This is a genomic window from Enhydrobacter aerosaccus, assembly GCF_900167455.1.
Lineage (GTDB): Bacteria > Pseudomonadota > Alphaproteobacteria > Reyranellales > Reyranellaceae > Reyranella > Reyranella aerosaccus.
Genome location: NZ_FUWJ01000004.1, coordinates 78,219 through 97,075 on the forward strand (window position 1 = coordinate 78,219; position 18,857 = coordinate 97,075).

The following is an 18,857-nucleotide window of genomic DNA, read 5'->3' on the forward strand; positions in this document are numbered from 1 at the left end:
AGAGTGTCACCTTACGCGATGTCGAACCTCGATCGCGATCAAAGGTCGACCGCATACAGGGGACGTAGGTATGGAACTCGAACCGTCGGTTCAACTGCCTCAAGTTCAACCAGCAGCACGTGGGGATCGCGTCGCGCGTACACGCGAAGCGATCGTTTCGTCGACGTTGACGCTGGCGATGGAAGGCGAGGTGGCGCCGATCGTGCGTGACATCGCCAAGCTGGCTGGTGTCTCGGCCCGCACGGTGTTCCAGCACTTCGCCGATACGGCCGAACTGTACGTCGCGGTGCTCGGGCGCGTGCTCGGCACCGGGCGCAACGGCGACGTGGTCGAGCCCGATGTACGCAAGCCACTCGACGAACGCATTTCGACCGTCGTGAGCAAGCGCTCGGGACGCTACGAGATGCTGCGGCCGATGTGGACCTTCGTGCAGGCCTTGTGCCGTCGCTCGAAGGAAGCGGCCGGCAAGACGACGGAACTCTACACGGACAATCGCGAAGAGATCGCCAGGTCCTTCGGTCACGAGTTGACGGCGCTTTCGGGAGAGAAGCGCGAGCATACGCTGAACGCGCTCGCGATGGTGCTGGCGCCCGAGAGCTGGATCGTGCTGCGCGAGCGGCTCGGTCTCACGGCCGATCAGGCGCGCGACGAATGGCGCTTCATCGTCAAGGCGATCTTCAAGGACGGCACCGAGCATTAAGCCGCCGCTGTCGCGGTTGCCTGGCACGCCAGCTGTTCGAGGGCGCGATCGCGTAGGCCGAGCTCGCGTAAATGCGTGATCGTGTTGCGTAGATAATCGAGACTGCTGCCCGTGGCGCCATGCCCCTGGCGCACGAGGCGCAGCGCCTCGGCCGTCGGCAGCTTGCCGGCGAATTGCCGATGGCCGCGATCGGCCAGATAGACCAGGGCCGGGACGCGCCGGCCGTCGGCCAGATCTATGGTCCGGATCGCCTCCTCGTAGACCCCGTCATTGTCGATCTCGCGTATCCGCAGATAGCGGCGCACCTCTTCGTACGAGTCGGATGGCAGCCGATGGGCGAGCCCGCGGCAGGCACCGCCAGGCAGCAGGCCGAGCAGGAGACCGGGCTTCTCGGGCGTGCCGCGATAATGTTCGGAATAAATGCAGAAGGCGCGATGCCATCCCTGCAGTTTCGCCGGTCTCGTCTCGGGAGTAGCGAAGCCCGGATTCCACATCAGGGATCCGTAGCCGAAGACCCAGAGAGGTCTGTCCGCCGTCACGCCTGGTTGAGATGGATCAGCGCACGCCGGATCTCGCGGGTGCGCGTGAAGAGGTCGAATAGTTTGTCGCCTTCACCCCAGCGGATCGCCCGCTGGAGATAGAAGAGGTCCTCCTGGAAGCGGGCCAGCACTTCGAGCACCGCCTCGCGATTGTTCAGGAAGATGTCACGCCACATGGTGGGATCGGAGGCGGCGATGCGGGTGAAGTCGCGGAAGCCGCCGGCGGCGAAGCGCAGGACCTCGGCGTTGAGATGGCCGCCGAGATCGTCGGCCGTACCGACGATCGTATAGGCGATCAGGTGCGGCAGGTGGGAGGTGATGGCGAGGATACGATCGTGATCCTTGGCGTCGAGCCGATCGACCTGGCTGCCCAGTGCCTTCCAGAAGGCCTCGACCGTATCGACGGCCTTCGGATCCGTATCGGCCGGCGGGGTCAGGATGGTCCAGCGGCCGTCGAACAGTTCGGCGAAGCCTGCCTCGGGACCTGAATTCTCCGTGCCGGCGACCGGATGGGTCGGCACGAAATGCACGCCGGCCGGGATATGCGGCTGCATGGCGTCGATCACCGACTGCTTCACCGAGCCCACGTCGGAGACGATGCAGCCCTTCTTGAGCGCGGGCGCGATCTCGCGGGTGGCCGCGCCGCAGGCGCCGACGGGCGTGCAGACGATCACCATGTCGGCGCCCTCGCAGGCGGCGGCGAGGTCCGTGCCGCAATGATCGACCAGCTTCAGCCGATTGGCGGTGGCGGCGGTTTCGGCGCGTCGCGTCGCGGCGACGATCTGCCGGGCGAGGCCACCGCGGCGCGCGGCCAGGGCGATCGAACCGCCGATCAGGCCGATGCCGATCAGCGCGATCTTGTCGAACATCGGCTCGGTCATTTGCTGGCGGCGACGAAGCGGCCGAGAGACTCGGCGACGGCCTTCACCTCGGTCTCGGTGCCGATGGTGATGCGCAGATGTTCGGGCAGGCCGTAGCCGGCGACCATGCGCGGGATCAGCCCATCCCTCATCAACCACTCGTTTGCGGCGGCGGCGCGCTCCTTGGAGCCGAAGCCGACCAGCACGAAGTTGCCGACGCTGGGCAGCGGCTTCAGGCCGAGTTTCGACAGCGCCGCGCTGAACCAGGGCAGCCAGACGTCGTTGTTGGTGCGGCTGGCGTCGGCATGGGCAATGTCGTCAAGCGCCGCGATGCCCGCGGCCTGAGCGGCGAGATTGACGTTGAACGGCTGGCGCAGGCGATTGATCACGTCGACGATGCCGGCCGGGCCGTACATCCAGCCCAATCGCAATCCGCCCAGGCCATAGATCTTGGAGAAGGTCCTGGTCATCACGACATTCTCGGCCTGATCGACCAGCTCGATGCCGGCCTCGTAGTCGTTGCGCGTCACGTACTCGGCATAGGCGGCGTCGATCACCAGCAGCACGTTCTTCGGCAGGCCGGCATGCAGGCGTCGCACGTCGTCCTTGGTGATATAGCTGCCGGTCGGATTGTTCGGATTGGCGAGACAGACGATGCGCGTCTTGTTGGTGACCTTGGACAGCATCGCCTCGACGTCGGTGCGATAGTCCTGCTCCGGCGCCGCGACCGGCGTGGCGCCAACGCCCAGCGCGTTGATGGGATACATCAGGAAGCCGTACTGGCTGTACAGCAACTCGTCGCCCGGCCCGCAATAGGCCCGCACCAGCAGATTCAGCAACTCGTCGGAGCCCGCGCCGCAGATGATGCGCGCTGCGTCCAGGCCATGATGGCGACCGATCGCCAGGCGCAGCTTCTCGGCAGCGCCGTCTGGATAGCGGTGCAGCTCGGCGGCTGCCTTGGCATAGGCCGCCATTGCCTTCGGGCTCGGTCCCAGCGCGCCCTCGTTGGAGGAGAGCTTGGCGATCGGTTCCTTGCCGTCCACCGAGTCCTTGCCCGGCACGTAAGGCGCAATCTTCATGATGCCGGGACGCGGGCTGAGCGCGCTCATGGCAGTCTCCCGTTAAGAACGATCAGGGCCGCGCGCCGACCGGCACGGCGTAGGCGCCGATCGCGGCGACGCTGCCACGGTCGAGGCCAAGGGCCTGCTCGAGGCCGCGCAGACGCTCGTCGCCATCGGCAATGACGCCCGGCAGCTCGAGCAGATAGTGATGCACGCCCGCCATGAGCTGGTCCAGCGCCGAGATGAAGGCGGGCAGCCCGGCCTTGGTCAGCGCACCGGCGATGCGGTTGCGACTGATGGCGGTCGACGCCTGAACCGAAACGAGCGCGCGATCGTCGCCGCTCTCCTCGGGCTCGATGCGGGCCAGCACGAGCGCCGACAGGCCGCGTGCCCGCGCGTTCGGCATGGTGAGGAAAGGCAGGCGGGCGACGATGTTGGGCAGCGTCTGCTCGCCGCTGGCCAGCAGCGGCCACCACGGCGCGGTATCGGCCTCGATCGGGGCCGGCGCCACGCCGATGGTGGCGGGGTTGCTGCGCACCTCGGCCAGCACCTGGGCCGGCGATTCGTAGGCGACCATCGGCACCTGGCAGCCGAAATGATCGCGCGCGATGTCCCAGTATCCCGGCTGATCGGCGGGACGACACACGGCGATCTTGAGGTCCTTGGTCTGCATCAGCGCGAAGGCGCTGATCATTTCCCGCCACATGCGGTAGACGGCGGCGGCGGGGAACTCTCCCTCGTGCGCGGCCAGACGCTTGCGCAGAACCTGGGCCTCGCGGCCCGGCCGCATCGACAGGCCACCCGCCGGCTTGGCGGCGGCGATCTGCCCGACCAGGGACGCACGGCGGCAGATGAGCCCGTGCAACTCGCCATCGATGGCGTCTATTTGCTGCCGCAGGGAATCGAGACTGGGTGCGTCCATGGATCCAGAGCGTAAGTGGAGAGCGGCGATACTACGTCCGGCCGGTCTGCGTAAAGGCAAACAAACGTCAACAGGCTTGCGCGACCCGCATCGGCATCGCTATAGGTAGGGCCGTGGAATTTGAGCCGACCGGCTTGCGGCCACGTTAAACCTCGCTAAAAGGTCGGAGTGCCCGAAAGCCCCCGCCCTTCACCGGTCGGGGGTTTTTCGTTGGCGGCTCGCCAGGCCGCCGGCGGCGAAGGAGAGGGACGTGCAGGCACCCGCCGATATTGCATCGGACGAGCTGACCGATGCCGAGCGCAAGGCGCTCGCGCAATGCCGCCATGCGATCCTGGGCGTCGATCGGCCGCTTGCTCTCGAATGCGGGGTCGAACTCGGTCCGTATCGCGTCGCGTACCAGACCTACGGCACGCTCAATGCCGACAAGTCCAACGCCGTCCTGATCTGCCATCCGCTGACCTGCGACCAGTTCGTTGCCGAGAAGCACCCGGTGACGGGCAAGGAAGGCTGGTGGGACAGCCTGGTCGGGCCGGGCAAGGTGCTGGATCCGGCGCGCTACTTCATCATCTGCGTCAACGTGCTGGGCCATTGCATGGGCTCGACCGGACCGATGGCCCGCGACCCGGTGAACGGCCAGCCCTGGAACCTGCGCTTCCCCGTGGTGACGATCGCCGACATGGTGCGCGCCCAGGCGGCCTTGCTGGACCATCTCGGCATCCCGGACCTGTTCTGCGTCATCGGCGGTTCGATGGGCGGCATGCAGGTGCTGGAATGGGCGGCGAGCTTTCCCAAGCGCGTCTTCTCGGCGGTGCCGATCGCCTGTGCCGCGCATCACTCGGCGCAGAACATCGCCTTCCACGAGGTTGGCCGGCAGGCGATCATGGCCGATCCGGAATGGAAGGGCGGGGAATATCGCGCCCACGGCACCGTGCCCGCCCGTGGCCTCGCCGTCGCGCGCATGACCGCGCACATCACCTACCTTTCGGAGCAAGCGCTGCAGCGCAAGTTCGGCCGCACCCTGCAGAACCGCGATGCTTTGGGCTTCGGCTTCGATGCCGACTTCCAGGTCGAGAGCTATCTGCGCCACCAGGGCTCGACCTTCGTCGATCGCTTCGACGCCAACAGCTATCTCTACATCACGCGCGCCATGGATTACTTCGATCTGGCCGCGGCGCGTGGTGGCGGCGTGCTGGCCAAGGCCTTCACCGGGACGGCGACGCGTTTCTGCCTGGTGTCCTTCACCAGCGACTGGCTGTTCCCGACGCGCGAGAGCCGGGCCATCGTGCATGCCCTGAACGCGGCGGCGGCCAATGTCTCCTTCGTCGAGGTCGAGAGCGACAAGGGCCACGATGCCTTCCTGCTCGACGAGCCGGAGATGTTCCGCACCCTGCACGGCTTCCTGCAGGGCGCCGCCAATGCGCGCGGCCTGGGCAACGGACGCTGAGGAGGCCCAGCCATGAGTGTCATCGCCCCCATCCGCGTCGACCTGCAGCTCATCGCCGACATGGTCGAGCCGGGCGGACGCGCGCTCGATGTCGGCTGCGGCGACGGTTCGCTGCTCGCCTACCTCGTCAGCTTCAAGCGCGTCGACGCGCGCGGCATGGAATTGAGCCAGACCGGCGTGAATGCCTGCGTCGCCAACGGCCTGTCAGTGATCCAGGGCGACGCCGATACCGACCTGCGCGACTATCCCGACGACGCGTTCGACTACGTCATCCTGAGCCAGACGCTGCAGGCCACGCGCGAGCCGCGCGAGGTGCTGCGGCAGATGCTGCGCGTCGGCAAGCGGGCGATCGTGTCGCTTCCCAATTTCGCCCACTGGCAAGTGCGCCTGCGCCTGGTGTTCGGCGGCCGCATGCCCGAGACGGCGTCGCTGCCATACAAGTGGTACGACACGCCCAACATCCATCTCTGCAGCATCGACGACTTCCGCGCCCTGTGCCGTGACATGGGCGTGCGCGTGGAGCGGGCCATCGTGCTCAACAGCAAGAGCCGTCCCATCCACATGCCGCCGTTCCTCGCCAACCTGTTCGGCGAGCAGGCCGTGTTCCTGCTGCGGCGGGATTGAGACCGGCCGGAGAGCTGCCCGAATTGCGGAAAGTCAGGCGGGAAGCGGCCGTTCGAAGGTGATGTCGTAATCGTTTTCGCCGATGGGCACGAAGCCGTGGCGGAGATAGAAGCGGTCGGCCGGACTCTGCTTCAGCACCTCGAGCCGTACCGGCTTGCCGAGCGCGTCGGCCTCGGCGAGCAGCGTTAAGAGGATCGTCGAGCCGAGACCGCCATTGTGGAAGCGGCCGTCGAGATAGAAGGAGTCGATCGTCACCCACTGCGCGTCGACGCGGAAGCCGACGCAGCCCGCGCGCTTGCCGTCGATCAGGATCAGCCGCAGGCCGGGCTGGTCGAAATGGGCGCGGAAGGTATTGCGGGAGCGCTCGGGCGTGAAGCGGCCAACCCGTTCGAGATGCGTGCGCATCACCGCGATGCGCAACGCCAGCAGCGGCTCGAAATCGGACTCGCTGACAGCCCCGAAGCGCCACGGCACGGTCGCCGCGGCACTGCCGGTCGCTTGCTTCAATTGACCCAGCCGAACGAGCGGTCGAGGCGGAAGGCGTGCAGCCATTTGCCGATGTCGAACCAGCCGACGGCGGGATCGCGCGACATCAGCAGCAGGTCGGCGCGGGCGACCAGATTCTCCTCGGGCACGAAGCCGACGCCGCCGGCGGCCTCGCCGATGCGGCTGTCGAGGGAATTGTCGCGATTGTCGCCCATCATGAAGTAATGCCGCGCCGGCACGACATAGACCGCCGTGTCGTCGTAGCGGTCGTTGTCGGACAGTTCGACGATCTCGTGCTCGCGGCCGTTGGGCAGGCTCTCGATATAGAGCGTGGCGGATACGCTGCGGCTGCCGACATCGTCGGGGAATGGTCCGACGGCGCGGCGCTCGACCAGCGTGTCGTTGATGTAGAGCCGGCCGCGGCGCATCTGGATGCGATCGCCGGGCAGGCCGATCACGCGCTTCACGTAGGTGGTCGAGGGATCGCGCGGCAGGCGGAACACGACGACGTCGCCGCGCTCCGGCGCACGGTCGAACACACGGCCCGAGAAGCTCGGCAGCTGGCCGATCGGCGTCGAATACATGCTGTAGCCATAGGCGAACTTGCTGGCGATCAGCTCGTCGCCGACCAGCAGCGTCGGCACCATCGACGGTGTCGGCACGGTATAGGGCTCCGCCACCACGGTGCGCACGACCAGGACCAAGGCAATGGAAATCGCGATCGGCTTGAGTTCCTTCCCCCACCCGGTGAGGCGCTGTCGAAGGGACGGTGAGCCGGTTTCCATGGCGCGGGCCTCATGCAAGTTTCTGGTCGGGGATAATACCCCCGAACTCGACCTTTCCAAGGCGGAGCCTTCAGGGGTGCGGCGCAATCCGCGCCACCCGCGGCCGGGCGACCGCCAGCCAGTCCCCGGTGGCGAGTTCCATCGAGCGATCGAGGCGGCCGGCATTGAAGAACAGCGTGTCGTTGGCCAGCAGGTCCTCCTCGACCACGATGGCGAGGTCGGGATTGAGGGCGAAGGGCGGCACCGCGCCCATCACGCAGCCGGTCAGTGCCTGCGCCGTGTCGGGCGAGGCGAAGCCGCACTTGCGCGCCTCGAACAGGGCGGCGACGGCCGCGAAGTCGAGCTTGCGGTTGCCCGGCAGGATGGCGAGCACGTTGCGTCGTCCGCCGCCGCCACCGCGCACATCCAGCACCATCGCCTTGGCCGCCTGCTCGGGCCGGTTGCCGCGGATGGCGCTGATCGCCTCGGACTTGCCTTCGGCCTCGTGCTCGATGACGCGGAATTTCGCGCCGGCCTCGCTCAGCAGCGCGACGAGCCGCTCGAACACCTCGCCGGTCCGCGTCTCACCGTCCACGGATCACCTTGTCGGATAGGATCGCGAGCGCATCGTCGAGGCTCGGCACCTGGCCATCGGCCGGCGCGATATGGGCGTCGACGGTGCGGCGATGGCTGGTCTCGATGGCCGAGGTCATCAGCGGCTCGACGCCGGTCTCGCGCAGCGTCCGCGCCACCAGCCCCATCTCTTCCCAGCGCCGCTCGGCATGCACCACATGCGTCTGCACCAGCATCTGCAGCGCCCCGGAGAAGGTCATGGAATCGATGTCGCCCAGGCAGCCCAGCACCTCGTCGAGGATGCCCTGGCGGCGCGCCGTCACCAGCGACTCGACGGCGAGCGCCTCCAATCCCTTCACGATTACCGAGCGCAGCATCTTCACCGCCGAGGCGCTGCCGGGCTTCGGTCCCAGCAGCGTGGCGACGAAGCCGTTGGCGTTCATCCACTCGACCACCGGTGCGGCATCGGCGCCGGCCACCAGCATCGGCGCCTTGATGCCCTGCTTGAAGAAGCCGCCCATCACGGCGACGTCGATATAGCGTCCGCCGCCCGCGTCGATCGGCGCGCGGTCCTCGTCCGACATGGCGCCGGTCACGGTGCAGAGATCGAGATAGTGCGCGCCCTTCTTCAGCAGCGGCGCCGCCGACGTGGCGGCCGACAGCGCATGCTCGCCCTGCACGGCGCAGATCACGAGGTCGGCCTCCCGCAGCGCCTCGGTATAGGTGCCGGCGATGGCGACATCGAGCCGGCGTGCTTCCTTGCCCAGCGCGATGCCGCGCGCATGCTGGTCGAGCGCGGTGTCGATGGCGATCAGGCGGCGGGGAGCGTTATCGCCGGGCTTGGGCGTACCTCGCCAGCCGCCCTCGGCGGCGAGGCCGCGCGCGATGGCGGTTCCCGCTTCCCCGAAACCCAGCAGCGCGATCACGCGCGGAGACGGCGTCATGAGCATTTCTCCCGGATTGTTGCTTGCTTGAGGCCGGATCACGAAGCGGGCGCTTCGCCGTCCTTGTTGTGGGCGTTGCGCGCCGCGCCTGGAAGCTGGCCGCTGTCGCGCGACGAGGCGATGCGCAGCTTGGGCCGCACCACCGCCAGCTCCGGCGTATGGCGCTCGGCGATGCCGGCATAGAGCTGCTTGCCGGCCTCGATCACGCTGACGCCGGCGAAGCGGCCGAGCCAGCGCTGGCCGAAGCGCTCGACCGCGGGCGCCATGCGCAGCGCCAGCCGCGAATGGGTCGGCGGCATGTAGAGCGCGCGGGCCTGGCGCATCGGCGCGAACATGTTGGCGCGTAGCAGCGCCGCGAGCTGGCCGGTCGAGTAGGGGTGGCCCTGGTAGAAGGGCGAGCGGTCGAACTGCGACCACAAGCCGGTGCGGGTCGGCGCCACGGTGATCAGCTTGCCGCCGTCGGCCATCACGCGCCAGATCTCGCGCAGCATGGGCCGCACCTGCTCGGTGCATTCGACGGCATGGACCAGCAGCACGCGATCGACCGAGCGGTCGGCCAGCGGCAGGTCGAGCTCGTCCACCAGCGCGGTATGGTTGCGGCCCTCGCGCGGCCAGCGGACCACGCCCTGCTGGGCCGGCATGAAGGCCATCACGCGCTCGGCCTCGTCCATGAAGGGCCGCAGGAAGGGCGCGGCATAGCCCAGCCCCAGCACCGTCTCGCCGCGCACGTTGGGCCACACCTCGCGCAGCCGGGCGCGCAGCAGCCGCCCCGTCATCTGGCCGAGCGTGGTGCTGTAGAATTCGTTGAGATCGAGGACGTCCGTCCACATATCGGCAGCATCCTAGCGAAAACCCGTCCCCGGAGTCATGGCGTAACGATTTGGCGGTTCCGTGGCGGGTGCAAGGGAGCTTTGCCAGTCTTGCAGCCCCTGTCGTAAACCGTGTGCGTCGCGATCCGTTCCCCAGCCAGGCGAGTACCCAGATGAGCAGCACCCTCGATATCGTCCGTATCCCGGTCCTGAGCGACAATTACGTGTGGTTGATGCGCGAGCCGCAGTCCGGCGCGGTCGGCGTGGTCGATCCCGCCGAGGCCGGGCCGGTCCTGGCTGAGGCCAACCGGCGGGGCTGGAAGATCACCCATATCCTGAATACCCACCATCACGGCGACCATGTCGGCGGCAACCGCGAGATCAAGGCCGCCACCGGCTGCACCATCGTCGGCTATCGCGGCGACGCCGCCCGCATCCCGGGCATCGACGTCGAGGTCGAGGATGGCGGCCGTTATCGCTTCGGCGAGGCGGAGGCCGAGATCTTCTTCGTGCCGGGCCACACCAGCGGCCACATCGCCTATGCCTTCCGCGAGCAGAAAGCGCTGTTCTGCGGCGACACGCTGTTCGCGCTGGGGTGCGGCAAGATGTTCGAGGGCACGCCGCAGCAGTTCTGGGGCTCGCTCGCCCGCCTGCGCGCCCTGCCCGACGACATGCGCGTCTACTGCGCCCACGAATACACCCAGTCCAACGCCCGATTCGCCGTCACGGTGGAGCGCGACAACAAGGCCCTGCTGGCCCGCTCGGACGCCATCGATGCCGCCCGCGCCCGCGGCGAGGCCACCGTGCCGAGCCTGCTGGGCGAGGAGAAGCAGACCAACCCCTTCCTGCGGGCCGACCTGCCCTCGCTGCAGCAGGCCGTCGGCCTCGCCGGCGCCGACCCGGTCCAGGTCTTCGCCGAGGTCCGCCACCGCAAGGACGTGTTCCGCTAATCGCCGGAAGCGTGCTGTCCGCGGTCCGACAACCGCGGGCTCTCGGAAAATAAAAATGCTGCTCGCGAGGAATCGCCTGAAACGTTGACGGGCGGTCATCCGATGCGATTCCTCGCGAGGTTCGCGAACCTCGCGAGGCTCGCGAACCTCGCGAGGCGCTGACCGCTTCGCAGCACGCCGGTTTGCCTGGTCGCCTCGGTTGCGACTCGAGGAAGCCCGGGTGTTGCGGCATTCGGACATGGCAGGCGCATCGAAGGGCATGGCGGCGCTCCTCCATCGAAGCAATCTCGCCTTCTTAAACGCACCCGGTCCCAATCGACGATTCGGGTCGTTACCGCCCTGATCAGGTCATCTGTTCGGCTGGCCGGTCGATGCCAGGGAGAACAGCTCTGGTGATGCATTTGATAATCATTCAAAAATAGAGAATTTAATCTACCAATCATTGTTTCGCCGCAATGGCCTGCCCATTATTAATAGTGTGATCGCTCTAATTCACAGGACGGCTTGCGATGGAATTCCCCCATGCTCGATAGAAACGCGTCGCTCGTGGCGGGTTTGGTTCTTGTCAGCTTGCTGATCTGGGCCGACGCCAAGGTGGCTGTTGCCGCCGAAGTCGGCGTGAGGGTCGAAGGCATAAAGCCGGGGACGGGCTCCTTGCGGGTTGCGCTCTATCGGGACCCTGATTCATTTCGTCGTGAAGCCCGGGCCGTGGCCGTTCTCTCGGTGCCGGCGCGCTCCAACGTTGCCGAGGTCACGTTCCACCAGGTTCCCGCGGGACGCTACGCGGTGGTCGCCTATCACGACGGGAACGACAATAAGAAGCTGGACCTCACTCTGGGCATGTTTCCCGAAGAGGGCTGGGGTCTGTCGAACGATCCCAAGGTCTTCGGTCCACCACGTTTCGCCGATTCGGCGTTCGACGTGATCGAGCCAAACACCACGATCGCCGTTCCCCTCCACTACTGAAGCTGGAGCCGACGCTTCGGGGATAGCGACGCAGATCGGCGTCGCAGCGACACGCCGACCGAGTTCACCCGTTATCGCGCGCAGTCAACGCTGGAGAGTTGCTTGAACGTCTTGGAGATTGCCTTCACATCGAATGCCCGGAAGCGAGGCGCGCTGCTTCTGGATCGCGATCATGTCCGCCGCATGACGCGGGTCGAGCCCGCCTCGATTTCCCTGACGGAAAGGCTCACGCCGGGACGCGCTCCCGTCGAGAGCCTGATCGAGCATGTCTATGCCGCTTCATACAATGCCATCATAGCCCGGCATTATCCTTACCTGATCGGCATCCACGCCGAGGACGGAAGCGTGATTGCGGCGGCGGGCTTTCGTTCCGCCGCCGAAGACCAGCTCTTCCTCGAACAGTATCTGACGCGCCCCGTCGAGGAAGCGATCGCGAAAAAGGTCCGCCATCCGCTGCCCCGTGCGGAAATCGTCGAGATCGGCAGCTTCGTCTCGATCGGCAGAGGCGGCTCCCTGTTCCTGTTCATCGCCCTCATGGAGCTCCTGCGCCGGAACGGTTTCACCTATGCCGTGGCAACGGTCGCCGAGTCGCTTGGGCGCATGCTGCGCGCCTTTGACATCGAGTGTCTCGATCTCGGCGCGGCTTCCCCGAAGGTGCTGCCGGATCACGGTACATCGTGGGGGACCTACTATCGAACCGATCCGCGCGTGCTGGCGGGTCCCATCGCCTCGGCGCGCCGTCGCATCGGCGCGTTCCTGCCCGAGGCGCAGAACGGCGGGCTGGACGAGCTTCTTGCCGTTCATCGTCCGGGCGAAGAGGCCCATATCCAATGAGCAAGCTCCTCGACGCCGTCGCCGCACACGCACGGACACAGCCCCGCGTGTCAGCCCTGACAGACTCGGCCACCATCGTCTCCTATGGCGACCTGCCGCGCGAGATCGGCCGTGTGGCTGGCCAGCTCGATATCCATTTCCCGAAGCCGGGACCGGTGGCGCTCTGCCTTGAAAACAGCATCGCCTGGGTGTTGCTGGATCTCGCCTTGCTCCAGGCCGGGCGGCCGGTGATCCCGCTGCCGACCTTCCTCACCGCGTCGCAGCGCGCGCACGCGCTCGAAGAGACTGGCGCCGTCTATCTGATCACGGATCGCGCGCAGGACGGAGAAATCAGCAGCACCTTCTCGATGGTCGCAGGCTGCGAACTGTACTGCATCGCTTGTCCAGCAGACTCGTCGCGTCCGGCGCTCCCGCCCGGAACCGCGAAGGTGACCTACACGTCGGGCAGTACCGGACAGCCCAAGGGCGTGTGTCTGTCCCTGGCCGGGATGGAAACCGTCGCTGAATCGATCGTTGAACGCATCGGCTCCGACTATGCGGGCGTTCATTGCGCCATCCTGCCGCTGGGCGTCCTCCTCGAGAACGTTGCCGGGCTCTATCCGACTCTGATGGCCGGTGGCTGCTATCACGTGCCGACGCCGTCGGCCTTGGGGCTCGAGCAGCCATTCCGACCGGATTTCGCCCGTCTCGTTCATGCACTCGCGGCCTGTGCCGCCACGAGCGTCATCATGGTGCCGGAACTCCTGCGCGGCACGATAATGGCCCTGGCGCGGTCGGACATGCGGCTTCCCGACCTCACGCTGCTGGCCGTCGGCGGCGCCGCGGTCTCGGTGCAGCTTCTGGTGGAGGCGGAAGCGCTCGGCCTGCCGGTCGTCCAGGGCTATGGCCTGAGCGAAATGGGATCGGTCGTGGCGCTCAACGCGCCCTCCGACAACGTCACGGGCACCGTGGGCAGCGCGCTGCCGCATGTCGATCTCGTCTGTGCCGAGGACGGCGAACTGCTGATCGGCAATCCCCTGTTCCTGGGTTATGTCGGCGCCCCTGCCACATCCGGCATCTATGCCACCGGCGACCTTGCCGACATCGACGCGGCCGGCCGCATCCGCCTGCTCGGCCGCAAGTCCAACGTCATCATCACCTCGTTCGGCCGCAACGTTTCGCCCGAATGGATCGAGGGCGAGCTGCTGGGCGAAAGCACGATTGGCCAGGCGTTCGTGTTCGGTGACGCCGGGCCGGCGCTGGGCGCCCTGGTGGTGCCGGCATCGGCTATGACGCGTGCCGCCGACCTCGAAGCCGCCATCGCGCGCGTCAACGAGCGCCTGCCGGACTATGCCGTGATCCGCCACTGGAGCGCCGTCATGCCCTTCACGCCGGCCAATGGCGGGCTGACGGGGAATGGCCGGCTGCGTCGCGCGGCGATCGCCGACAGGTACGCGGCGCGCATCGCCAGATGCCTGCAGCAACCCGGCCGCTATCGAAGCTTCTATGACCGGTTGGTCGAGGAGACGGCGGTCGAGCGCGCGGCGCTGCAGCAGGTCCCCCAGATCCAGGATGGCCTTCGGGGCAGGGTGTCGCGCGAGTCCTATCTCGCCTATCTCGGTGAGGCCTATCACCATGTGAAGCACACCGTGCCGCTGATGCAGCTCGCCGCATCGAAGCTGTCGCCAGGTCAGGCATGGCTGCGTCCCGCGCTCGACGATTACATCGCCGAAGAGAGCGGTCACGAGGCCTGGATCCTCGACGACATCCGCAATGCCGGCGGTGACGCCGATGTGGTGCGCGAGGCGGAGCCGCGACCGGCGACGGCAAGCATGGTGGCTTACGCCTACGACTACATCAGGCGGGTCAACCCGGTCGGGTTCTTCGGCATGGTCTTCGTGCTCGAAGGCACCAGCACCCAGCTCGCATCGCTGGGGGCCGAGGCCTTGATGGAATCTCTCCGGCTGCCACGCGAATGCTTCAGCTATCTCCTGTCGCATGGCGCGCTCGATATCGCGCACATGGACTTCTTCCGGCGACTGATGGACCGCATCGAGGACGAGCGCGACCAGGCCGCCGTCATCGAGGTCGCGAAGGCGATGTTCGGCCTGTTCGCCGCTCTCTTCGCCAGCATCCCCCACACGAGGCCCGCGTCCGATGTCGCTTGAAGGCAAGAAGGTCGCCCTCACGGGCGGCAGCGGCGGTATCGGCTCGCGGCTTGCGCACGAACTCGTCCGGCGCCGGGCGGATCTGGTGGTAATCGGCCGCATCGAGCCGCAGGACCTGCCGGGCCGGTTCTTGGCCGCCGATCTCGGCACCGCCGAGGGCATCGACGCGGCGGCGCGCATCGTGGCGGCCGAGATGCCCGACATCCTCGTCAACCTCGCGGGCGTGCAGTTCTTCGGTGCCGTCGAGGACCAGGAGAGCAGCCATGTGCTCATGAGCTACCTGGTCAACTTGGTTGCGCCGGTTCGCCTGAGCCAGGCCGTGCTGCCCGAGATGCGCCGGCGCCAGGCCGGACAGATCGTCAACATCGGCTCCGTCCTCGGCTCGATCCACTATCCCTATTTCGTCACCTACTCGAGCGCCAAGGCCGGGCTGCGGGGCTTCAGCGAGGGCCTTCGCCGCGAGGTCGCGAGCGACGGCATCGCCGTCACCCATATCGCGCCGCGCGGCGTCAGGACCGGCCTCAGCAAGGGGCTGGTCGAGCGCTTCGCCAATATGAGCGGCATGCGGCTCGACGATCCCGAGGTCGTGGTGACGCGGATCGCCGAGGCCATCGTGCGCCGCGAGCGGGACGTACTGATCGGTGCGCCCGAGCGGCTGTTCGCCCGCCTCAATGCCCTGGCGCCGCGGCTGATCGACAGCGCCCTCGTGAAGGATGCCGCGAAGGCGCGGCTGCTTTTCCATCGTTGATGACGACAGACAGGAGATTGCCGTGTTCGCTTTCGTTCGGTTCCTTCCCTACGCGCTCGCCCTCCTGGTCGTCGGCCTGTGGTCGCCGGCCGGCGCGACGGACAATCCGGCGATGGATACCGATCTCGTCGCCATCTCGGAGCAGTGGGCCCGCATCAAGTACCAGGGCACCGACAAATCGGAGCAGTTGAGGCAGATCGATCAACTGGTGGCCCAGGCGGCTGCGGTGAGGAAGAAGTACCCGGGCCGCGCCGAGCCGCTGCTCTGGGAGGGCATCGTGACGAGCGAGGAAGCGGCGATGGCGCACATGCTCGATCAGATGCGCTATGCCCGCGCTGCGCGCACGCTGTTCGAGCAGGCGGAGGCGATCGATCCTAACGCCGCCAACGGCGGTGTCCTGCTGAGCCTCGGCGTCATCTACTATCGCGTTCCCGGTTTCCCGCTCGGCTTCGGCGACGACGCCAAGGCGCGCAAGTACCTGGAGCGGGCGGCGGCGCTCGATCCCAACGGCCTGGACTCGGCGTACTTCTACGGCGATTTCCTGATCGGCCAGGGCGAGAAGCAGAAGGCGAAGGCCGTGCTTACCCACGGCCTCGCGGCGCCGGTCACGCCGAATCGGCCGATCTGGGATAGCGGGCGCCGGGCCGAGATCCAGGCGCTGATCGCGAACATCGACGGCACGCGCCAGTAGGCCGGCAACGATGTCGCTCTCGCACCGGCTCGGGCATCGGCTCGGGCGCCAACTCAGGGAGCCGCGCGGCTGGGCCGGCCGGCTCACCGGCCTGGCGATGCGGGTCGTCAACGACGAATGCAACCGGCTGGCGGTCGAGGCGCTGGCGATCCACGCGACGGATACCGTGCTCGAAGTGGGATGCGGTCCTGGCCATGGGCTGGCGCTGGCGGCGGCGCAAGCCCCCAACGGTCGGCTCTACGGCGTCGACCGGTCGGCGGTCATGCTCGAGCAGGCGGCGGCCCGCAATCGCGGTGCCGTCCGGTCGGGACGCCTCGTGCTGACGACCGGCGCCTTCGACGCGCTGCCCTTCGCGGACCGCTCGATGGACAAAGTCCTGGCCGTCAACGTCGCCTATTTCTGGGACAGGGAGGGACGGGTGGCGCGCGAGATCCGCCGCGTGCTCCGCCCGTCCGGCACGCTGGCGCTCTACGTGACCGACCGCGCGACCATGGCCCATTGGCCTTTCGCCGGCGCCGATACGCACATCCATTGGGACGAGCACAGCCTGGCCTCGATGCTGCACGCGGGTGGATTTCCGCAGGCGACGATCGAGGTGTGGAAGGTCCGCCTCCGCGGCGGCGTTCAGGGACTGGTCGCCGTCGCCACGACGCCGTGACCGATCCCGCGCCGCCGCTTCAGGAGGCGCGGACCTTGCGCTTCGCGACCGCCACGTGCCTCGGAGCCGCCTTCGCGGCGGGGCACGAGCCCGGGGCCAGCAGCCGCGCCATGAGAAGGTCGAGGAAGGCGGCGCGCTCGGCCCGGCTGGTTTCCGGATAGCGCAGTGCGAACGCCTTGGCGGCATCGATCATGCCGAGCACGGCGGCGCTGGCGAGGGCCGGGTCGAGCGTCTTGTCGAACTCGCCGTTCTTCTGTCCCTCGCGGAAGGCATTCGCCAATACGGCACGCATGGCATCGCCGGTCTTGCGCAGCAGGGATGCCATCGCCGGGCTGCGCACGGCTTCCGCCAGCATCTCGAACACGAGGGCATATTCGTCGCGGTGCCAGGACGCCTCCGACGCCGCCCGTACCGCAGCCGAGATGGCCTCCAGGGTGGCACCGCCGGCCTCGATGTTGCGCCTGAGTCGTTCCGTCAGCTCGTTCAGCTTGGTTTCCGCCAACCCGGCGAAGATCGCGTCCTTGTTCTCGAAGTAATGATAGAGATGGCCGGGACTGATCTTCGCCTCGGCGCAGATGTCCGAGGTCGACGTGCCCTTGAGCCCGCTGCGCAGCGCGCAACGGATGGCCGCCGCGAGGATCTCCTGCCGCTTCTGTTCGTGTTTGATCGGATCGACGGTGCGCATGATCAATCTTAAATTAGAGTGATTATTCTAGCAAAGGCCGAATCTGTCATTTGCCCGGCCGACCGGTCCAGCGCGGCGGGATGAGGCGCGTGTTGAGGATGAAGGGGCCGTTGTCGGCGGTGATGCGGTAGGAGCCCAGCAGCGGCAGGTCGTACTCGCTGTGGAAGTAGACCTCCGAGCGCAGGGCGACGCCCAGCTCGTCGTTGCTGGAGGCCTTCAGCCGGCTGCGGAAGGGGCACCGGAAGGCGGCCGATTGGCCCGGCGCCAATGCCGTGCCGTTGCCGCCGGGCAGCCGCAGGTCGGCGGCCGGGATCGACGGGATCTCCGGCACGCCGGCATAGGTCAGCACGCAGCTCACCTTGAGGTTCGCCAGCGGGAACCACGCGCTCATGTTCTCGACCCGGAACGTGACGTCGAACGGCGAGCCGGTCTCGACGCCGTCGGAGGCGAAGCCCGGTACCGGCCGCAGCGACCACAGGGCGAAGGCGCCGATCGCCAGCGCGACCACGATCGTCAGCGCCACGCCGACCCAGAAGAATGACAGGGCGCCGTCATAGGCCATCTCGCGCAGGCCCTGTTCGAGGCTGGGCGGCGGCGGTGGTGCGGCGGCGCGCGTCTGCTTGCGCGCGCGCGGTTTGCGCGGAGCGGCAGGCGCTTTCTTGCTTCTCGGTTTCTGCTTGGGCGGCATCGGCGCCGGCTGCCTCCTGGTCACGCCACGCACTCCTTTGCGAGCGCGCCTGTGTAATCATGCCCGAGAGCGCCGTCATCTCCCATGTGAGTCGTTGCGGTCCATCACCAGGCAAGCAGCGAAAGGTTAGGGATGCCGGTGTAATCATCCGCGTTTCGCGTCACCAGCGTTGCGCGATGAACGAGCGCTTGCGCGGCAATCATGCGGTCGAGCAACTTGCGCCGCGAATAGCCGGTGCTCGCGACGATGGCGCCGTACATCTCCGCAGCTTCCTCGTCGAAGGCGAGCGCGGGGATCGCATTCAGCAAGGCGTCGAGTCGGCTACGCCGAAGCAGCGCCCACGCGGGGTCGCGATAGACGCCACCTTCGAGTTCGACGCGGCTGACGATCGACATCAGCACTCCATCGTCGAGCGCGGCTACCTTGTCAGTGATGCCGGGATCGCCATCGCGCAGATGGATTAGCACGTCGGTATCGAGCAGGAAGGCCATCGTCTAGAGGCCAGGCCGCTCCGGCAGCTCCTCGGTGTCGCGCACCTCAATGGTGGGTGGCGTAGGCAGTGCTCTCAGGCGTGCGATCATCGCCGGGAGTGAAGTCGCGGCAGGATAGATCGTCATCACATCGCCAGAGCGGACGATCACCAACTCGACACCCTCACCGTAAGCAACATCACGCGGCAGCCGCAACGCTTCGCTGTTGCCACTCCTGAAGGTCCTGGTTCGTGCGATTGTCATGCGGGATTCCGTGTGTATATACGCATATAT

General features: G+C 67.2%; 23 protein-coding genes and 1 riboswitch. Of the genes, 10 read left to right on the forward strand and 13 right to left on the reverse strand.

Features of this window, described 5'->3' with window-relative positions:
- Positions 1-70 precede the first annotated feature (70 nt).
- On the forward strand, positions 71-700 hold the full coding sequence (locus B5D62_RS17600; RefSeq protein WP_085935239.1) for a TetR/AcrR family transcriptional regulator: 630 nt from the start codon (positions 71-73) through the stop codon (positions 698-700).
- Here the strand turns inward: B5D62_RS17600 and B5D62_RS17605 are convergent.
- The 4 genes from B5D62_RS17605 to B5D62_RS17620 are packed head-to-tail and all read right to left on the reverse strand — an operon-like array spanning position 697 to position 4,082.
- Positions 697-1,239, reverse strand: a complete 543-nt coding sequence (locus tag B5D62_RS17605) for a gamma-glutamylcyclotransferase (RefSeq protein WP_085935240.1) — start codon at positions 1,237-1,239, stop codon at positions 697-699. The two genes, B5D62_RS17600 and B5D62_RS17605, sit on opposite strands and share 4 nt — an antisense overlap.
- Complete coding sequence (locus B5D62_RS17610; RefSeq protein ID WP_085935241.1) at positions 1,236-2,120, reverse strand: prephenate/arogenate dehydrogenase family protein; 885 nt, start codon at positions 2,118-2,120, stop codon at positions 1,236-1,238. Before B5D62_RS17610 ends, B5D62_RS17605 begins: the two co-directional genes overlap by 4 nt.
- On the reverse strand, positions 2,117-3,208 hold the full coding sequence (gene hisC, locus B5D62_RS17615) for a histidinol-phosphate transaminase (protein ID WP_085935242.1): 1,092 nt from the start codon (positions 3,206-3,208) through the stop codon (positions 2,117-2,119). The genes B5D62_RS17610 and hisC overlap by 4 nt, the downstream gene beginning before the upstream one ends.
- Before the next feature lie 22 nt (positions 3,209-3,230).
- Entirely contained in the window at positions 3,231-4,082 is an 852-nt protein-coding gene (locus B5D62_RS17620; protein WP_085935243.1) for a chorismate mutase, read from the reverse strand.
- Between the two features lie 103 nt (positions 4,083-4,185).
- A riboswitch (SAM riboswitch) is annotated at positions 4,186-4,261 on the forward strand.
- A gap of 104 nt (positions 4,262-4,365) precedes the next feature.
- On the opposite strand from B5D62_RS17620, the gene metX reads away from it, so the two are divergent.
- Together metX and metW are read left to right on the forward strand one after the other, a co-directional pair.
- The gene (gene metX, locus B5D62_RS17625; RefSeq protein ID WP_218191134.1) at positions 4,366-5,526 is read left to right on the forward strand and encodes a homoserine O-acetyltransferase MetX; all 1,161 of its coding nucleotides are present in this window, start codon (positions 4,366-4,368) and stop codon (positions 5,524-5,526) included.
- Positions 5,527-5,538: 12 nt separating this feature from the next.
- The gene (gene metW, locus B5D62_RS17630) at positions 5,539-6,150 is read left to right on the forward strand and encodes a methionine biosynthesis protein MetW (RefSeq protein WP_085935244.1); all 612 of its coding nucleotides are present in this window, start codon (positions 5,539-5,541) and stop codon (positions 6,148-6,150) included.
- 33 nt (positions 6,151-6,183) lie between these two features.
- Here metW and B5D62_RS17635 read toward each other — a convergent pair whose 3' ends face one another.
- The 5 genes from B5D62_RS17635 to B5D62_RS17655 form a co-directional block, all read right to left on the reverse strand.
- Positions 6,184-6,657, reverse strand: a complete 474-nt coding sequence (locus tag B5D62_RS17635; RefSeq protein WP_170920994.1) for a GNAT family N-acetyltransferase — start codon at positions 6,655-6,657, stop codon at positions 6,184-6,186.
- A complete protein-coding gene (gene lepB, locus B5D62_RS17640) occupies positions 6,654-7,421 on the reverse strand; it encodes a signal peptidase I (RefSeq protein ID WP_085935435.1) in 768 nt (255 codons plus the stop codon). Before lepB ends, B5D62_RS17635 begins: the two co-directional genes overlap by 4 nt.
- 70 nt (positions 7,422-7,491) lie before the next feature.
- Positions 7,492-7,995 (reverse strand): YbaK/EbsC family protein, encoded by a 504-nt coding sequence (locus B5D62_RS17645; protein WP_218191111.1) that lies wholly within the window; start codon positions 7,993-7,995, stop codon positions 7,492-7,494.
- On the reverse strand, positions 7,985-8,917 hold the full coding sequence (locus B5D62_RS17650; protein ID WP_170920996.1) for a DUF1932 domain-containing protein: 933 nt from the start codon (positions 8,915-8,917) through the stop codon (positions 7,985-7,987). Before B5D62_RS17650 ends, B5D62_RS17645 begins: the two co-directional genes overlap by 11 nt.
- Positions 8,918-8,955: 38 nt before the next feature.
- The gene (locus tag B5D62_RS17655; protein WP_085935247.1) at positions 8,956-9,747 is read right to left on the reverse strand and encodes a class I SAM-dependent methyltransferase; all 792 of its coding nucleotides are present in this window, start codon (positions 9,745-9,747) and stop codon (positions 8,956-8,958) included.
- 152 nt (positions 9,748-9,899) lie between these two features.
- Between B5D62_RS17655 and gloB the strand changes: the two genes are divergently transcribed.
- The 7 genes from gloB (at position 9,900) to B5D62_RS17690 (ending at position 16,720) form a co-directional block, all read left to right on the forward strand.
- Entirely contained in the window at positions 9,900-10,676 is a 777-nt protein-coding gene (gene gloB, locus B5D62_RS17660) for a hydroxyacylglutathione hydrolase (RefSeq protein ID WP_085935248.1), read from the forward strand.
- 522 nt (positions 10,677-11,198) lie between these two features.
- Positions 11,199-11,642 (forward strand): DUF2141 domain-containing protein, encoded by a 444-nt coding sequence (locus tag B5D62_RS17665; RefSeq protein WP_085935249.1) that lies wholly within the window; start codon positions 11,199-11,201, stop codon positions 11,640-11,642.
- Between the two features lie 102 nt (positions 11,643-11,744).
- Positions 11,745-12,476, forward strand: a complete 732-nt coding sequence (locus B5D62_RS17670) for a thermostable hemolysin (RefSeq protein ID WP_085935250.1) — start codon at positions 11,745-11,747, stop codon at positions 12,474-12,476.
- Positions 12,473-14,623 (forward strand): AMP-binding protein, encoded by a 2,151-nt coding sequence (locus tag B5D62_RS17675; protein WP_085935251.1) that lies wholly within the window; start codon positions 12,473-12,475, stop codon positions 14,621-14,623. Before B5D62_RS17670 ends, B5D62_RS17675 begins: the two co-directional genes overlap by 4 nt.
- Positions 14,613-15,371 (forward strand): SDR family NAD(P)-dependent oxidoreductase, encoded by a 759-nt coding sequence (locus B5D62_RS17680; protein ID WP_085935252.1) that lies wholly within the window; start codon positions 14,613-14,615, stop codon positions 15,369-15,371. The genes B5D62_RS17675 and B5D62_RS17680 overlap by 11 nt, the downstream gene beginning before the upstream one ends.
- Before the next feature lie 22 nt (positions 15,372-15,393).
- Complete coding sequence (locus B5D62_RS17685) at positions 15,394-16,062, forward strand: tetratricopeptide repeat protein (protein ID WP_218191112.1); 669 nt, start codon at positions 15,394-15,396, stop codon at positions 16,060-16,062.
- Positions 16,063-16,072: 10 nt separating this feature from the next.
- Positions 16,073-16,720, forward strand: a complete 648-nt coding sequence (locus B5D62_RS17690) for a class I SAM-dependent methyltransferase (protein ID WP_085935253.1) — start codon at positions 16,073-16,075, stop codon at positions 16,718-16,720.
- Positions 16,721-16,739: 19 nt separating this feature from the next.
- Here the strand turns inward: B5D62_RS17690 and B5D62_RS17695 are convergent, their stop codons facing one another.
- The 4 genes from B5D62_RS17695 to B5D62_RS17710 form a co-directional block, all read right to left on the reverse strand.
- Positions 16,740-17,405, reverse strand: a complete 666-nt coding sequence (locus tag B5D62_RS17695; RefSeq protein WP_085935254.1) for a TetR/AcrR family transcriptional regulator — start codon at positions 17,403-17,405, stop codon at positions 16,740-16,742.
- Between the two features lie 46 nt (positions 17,406-17,451).
- The gene (locus B5D62_RS17700) at positions 17,452-18,117 is read right to left on the reverse strand and encodes a hypothetical protein (RefSeq protein ID WP_139373946.1); all 666 of its coding nucleotides are present in this window, start codon (positions 18,115-18,117) and stop codon (positions 17,452-17,454) included.
- An 80-nt stretch (positions 18,118-18,197) separates the two neighbouring features.
- Complete coding sequence (locus B5D62_RS17705) at positions 18,198-18,584, reverse strand: PIN domain-containing protein (protein WP_085935256.1); 387 nt, start codon at positions 18,582-18,584, stop codon at positions 18,198-18,200.
- A 3-nt stretch (positions 18,585-18,587) separates the two neighbouring features.
- The gene (locus B5D62_RS17710) at positions 18,588-18,827 is read right to left on the reverse strand and encodes an antitoxin (protein WP_085935438.1); all 240 of its coding nucleotides are present in this window, start codon (positions 18,825-18,827) and stop codon (positions 18,588-18,590) included.
- Between the last annotated feature and the right edge of the window lie 30 nt (positions 18,828-18,857).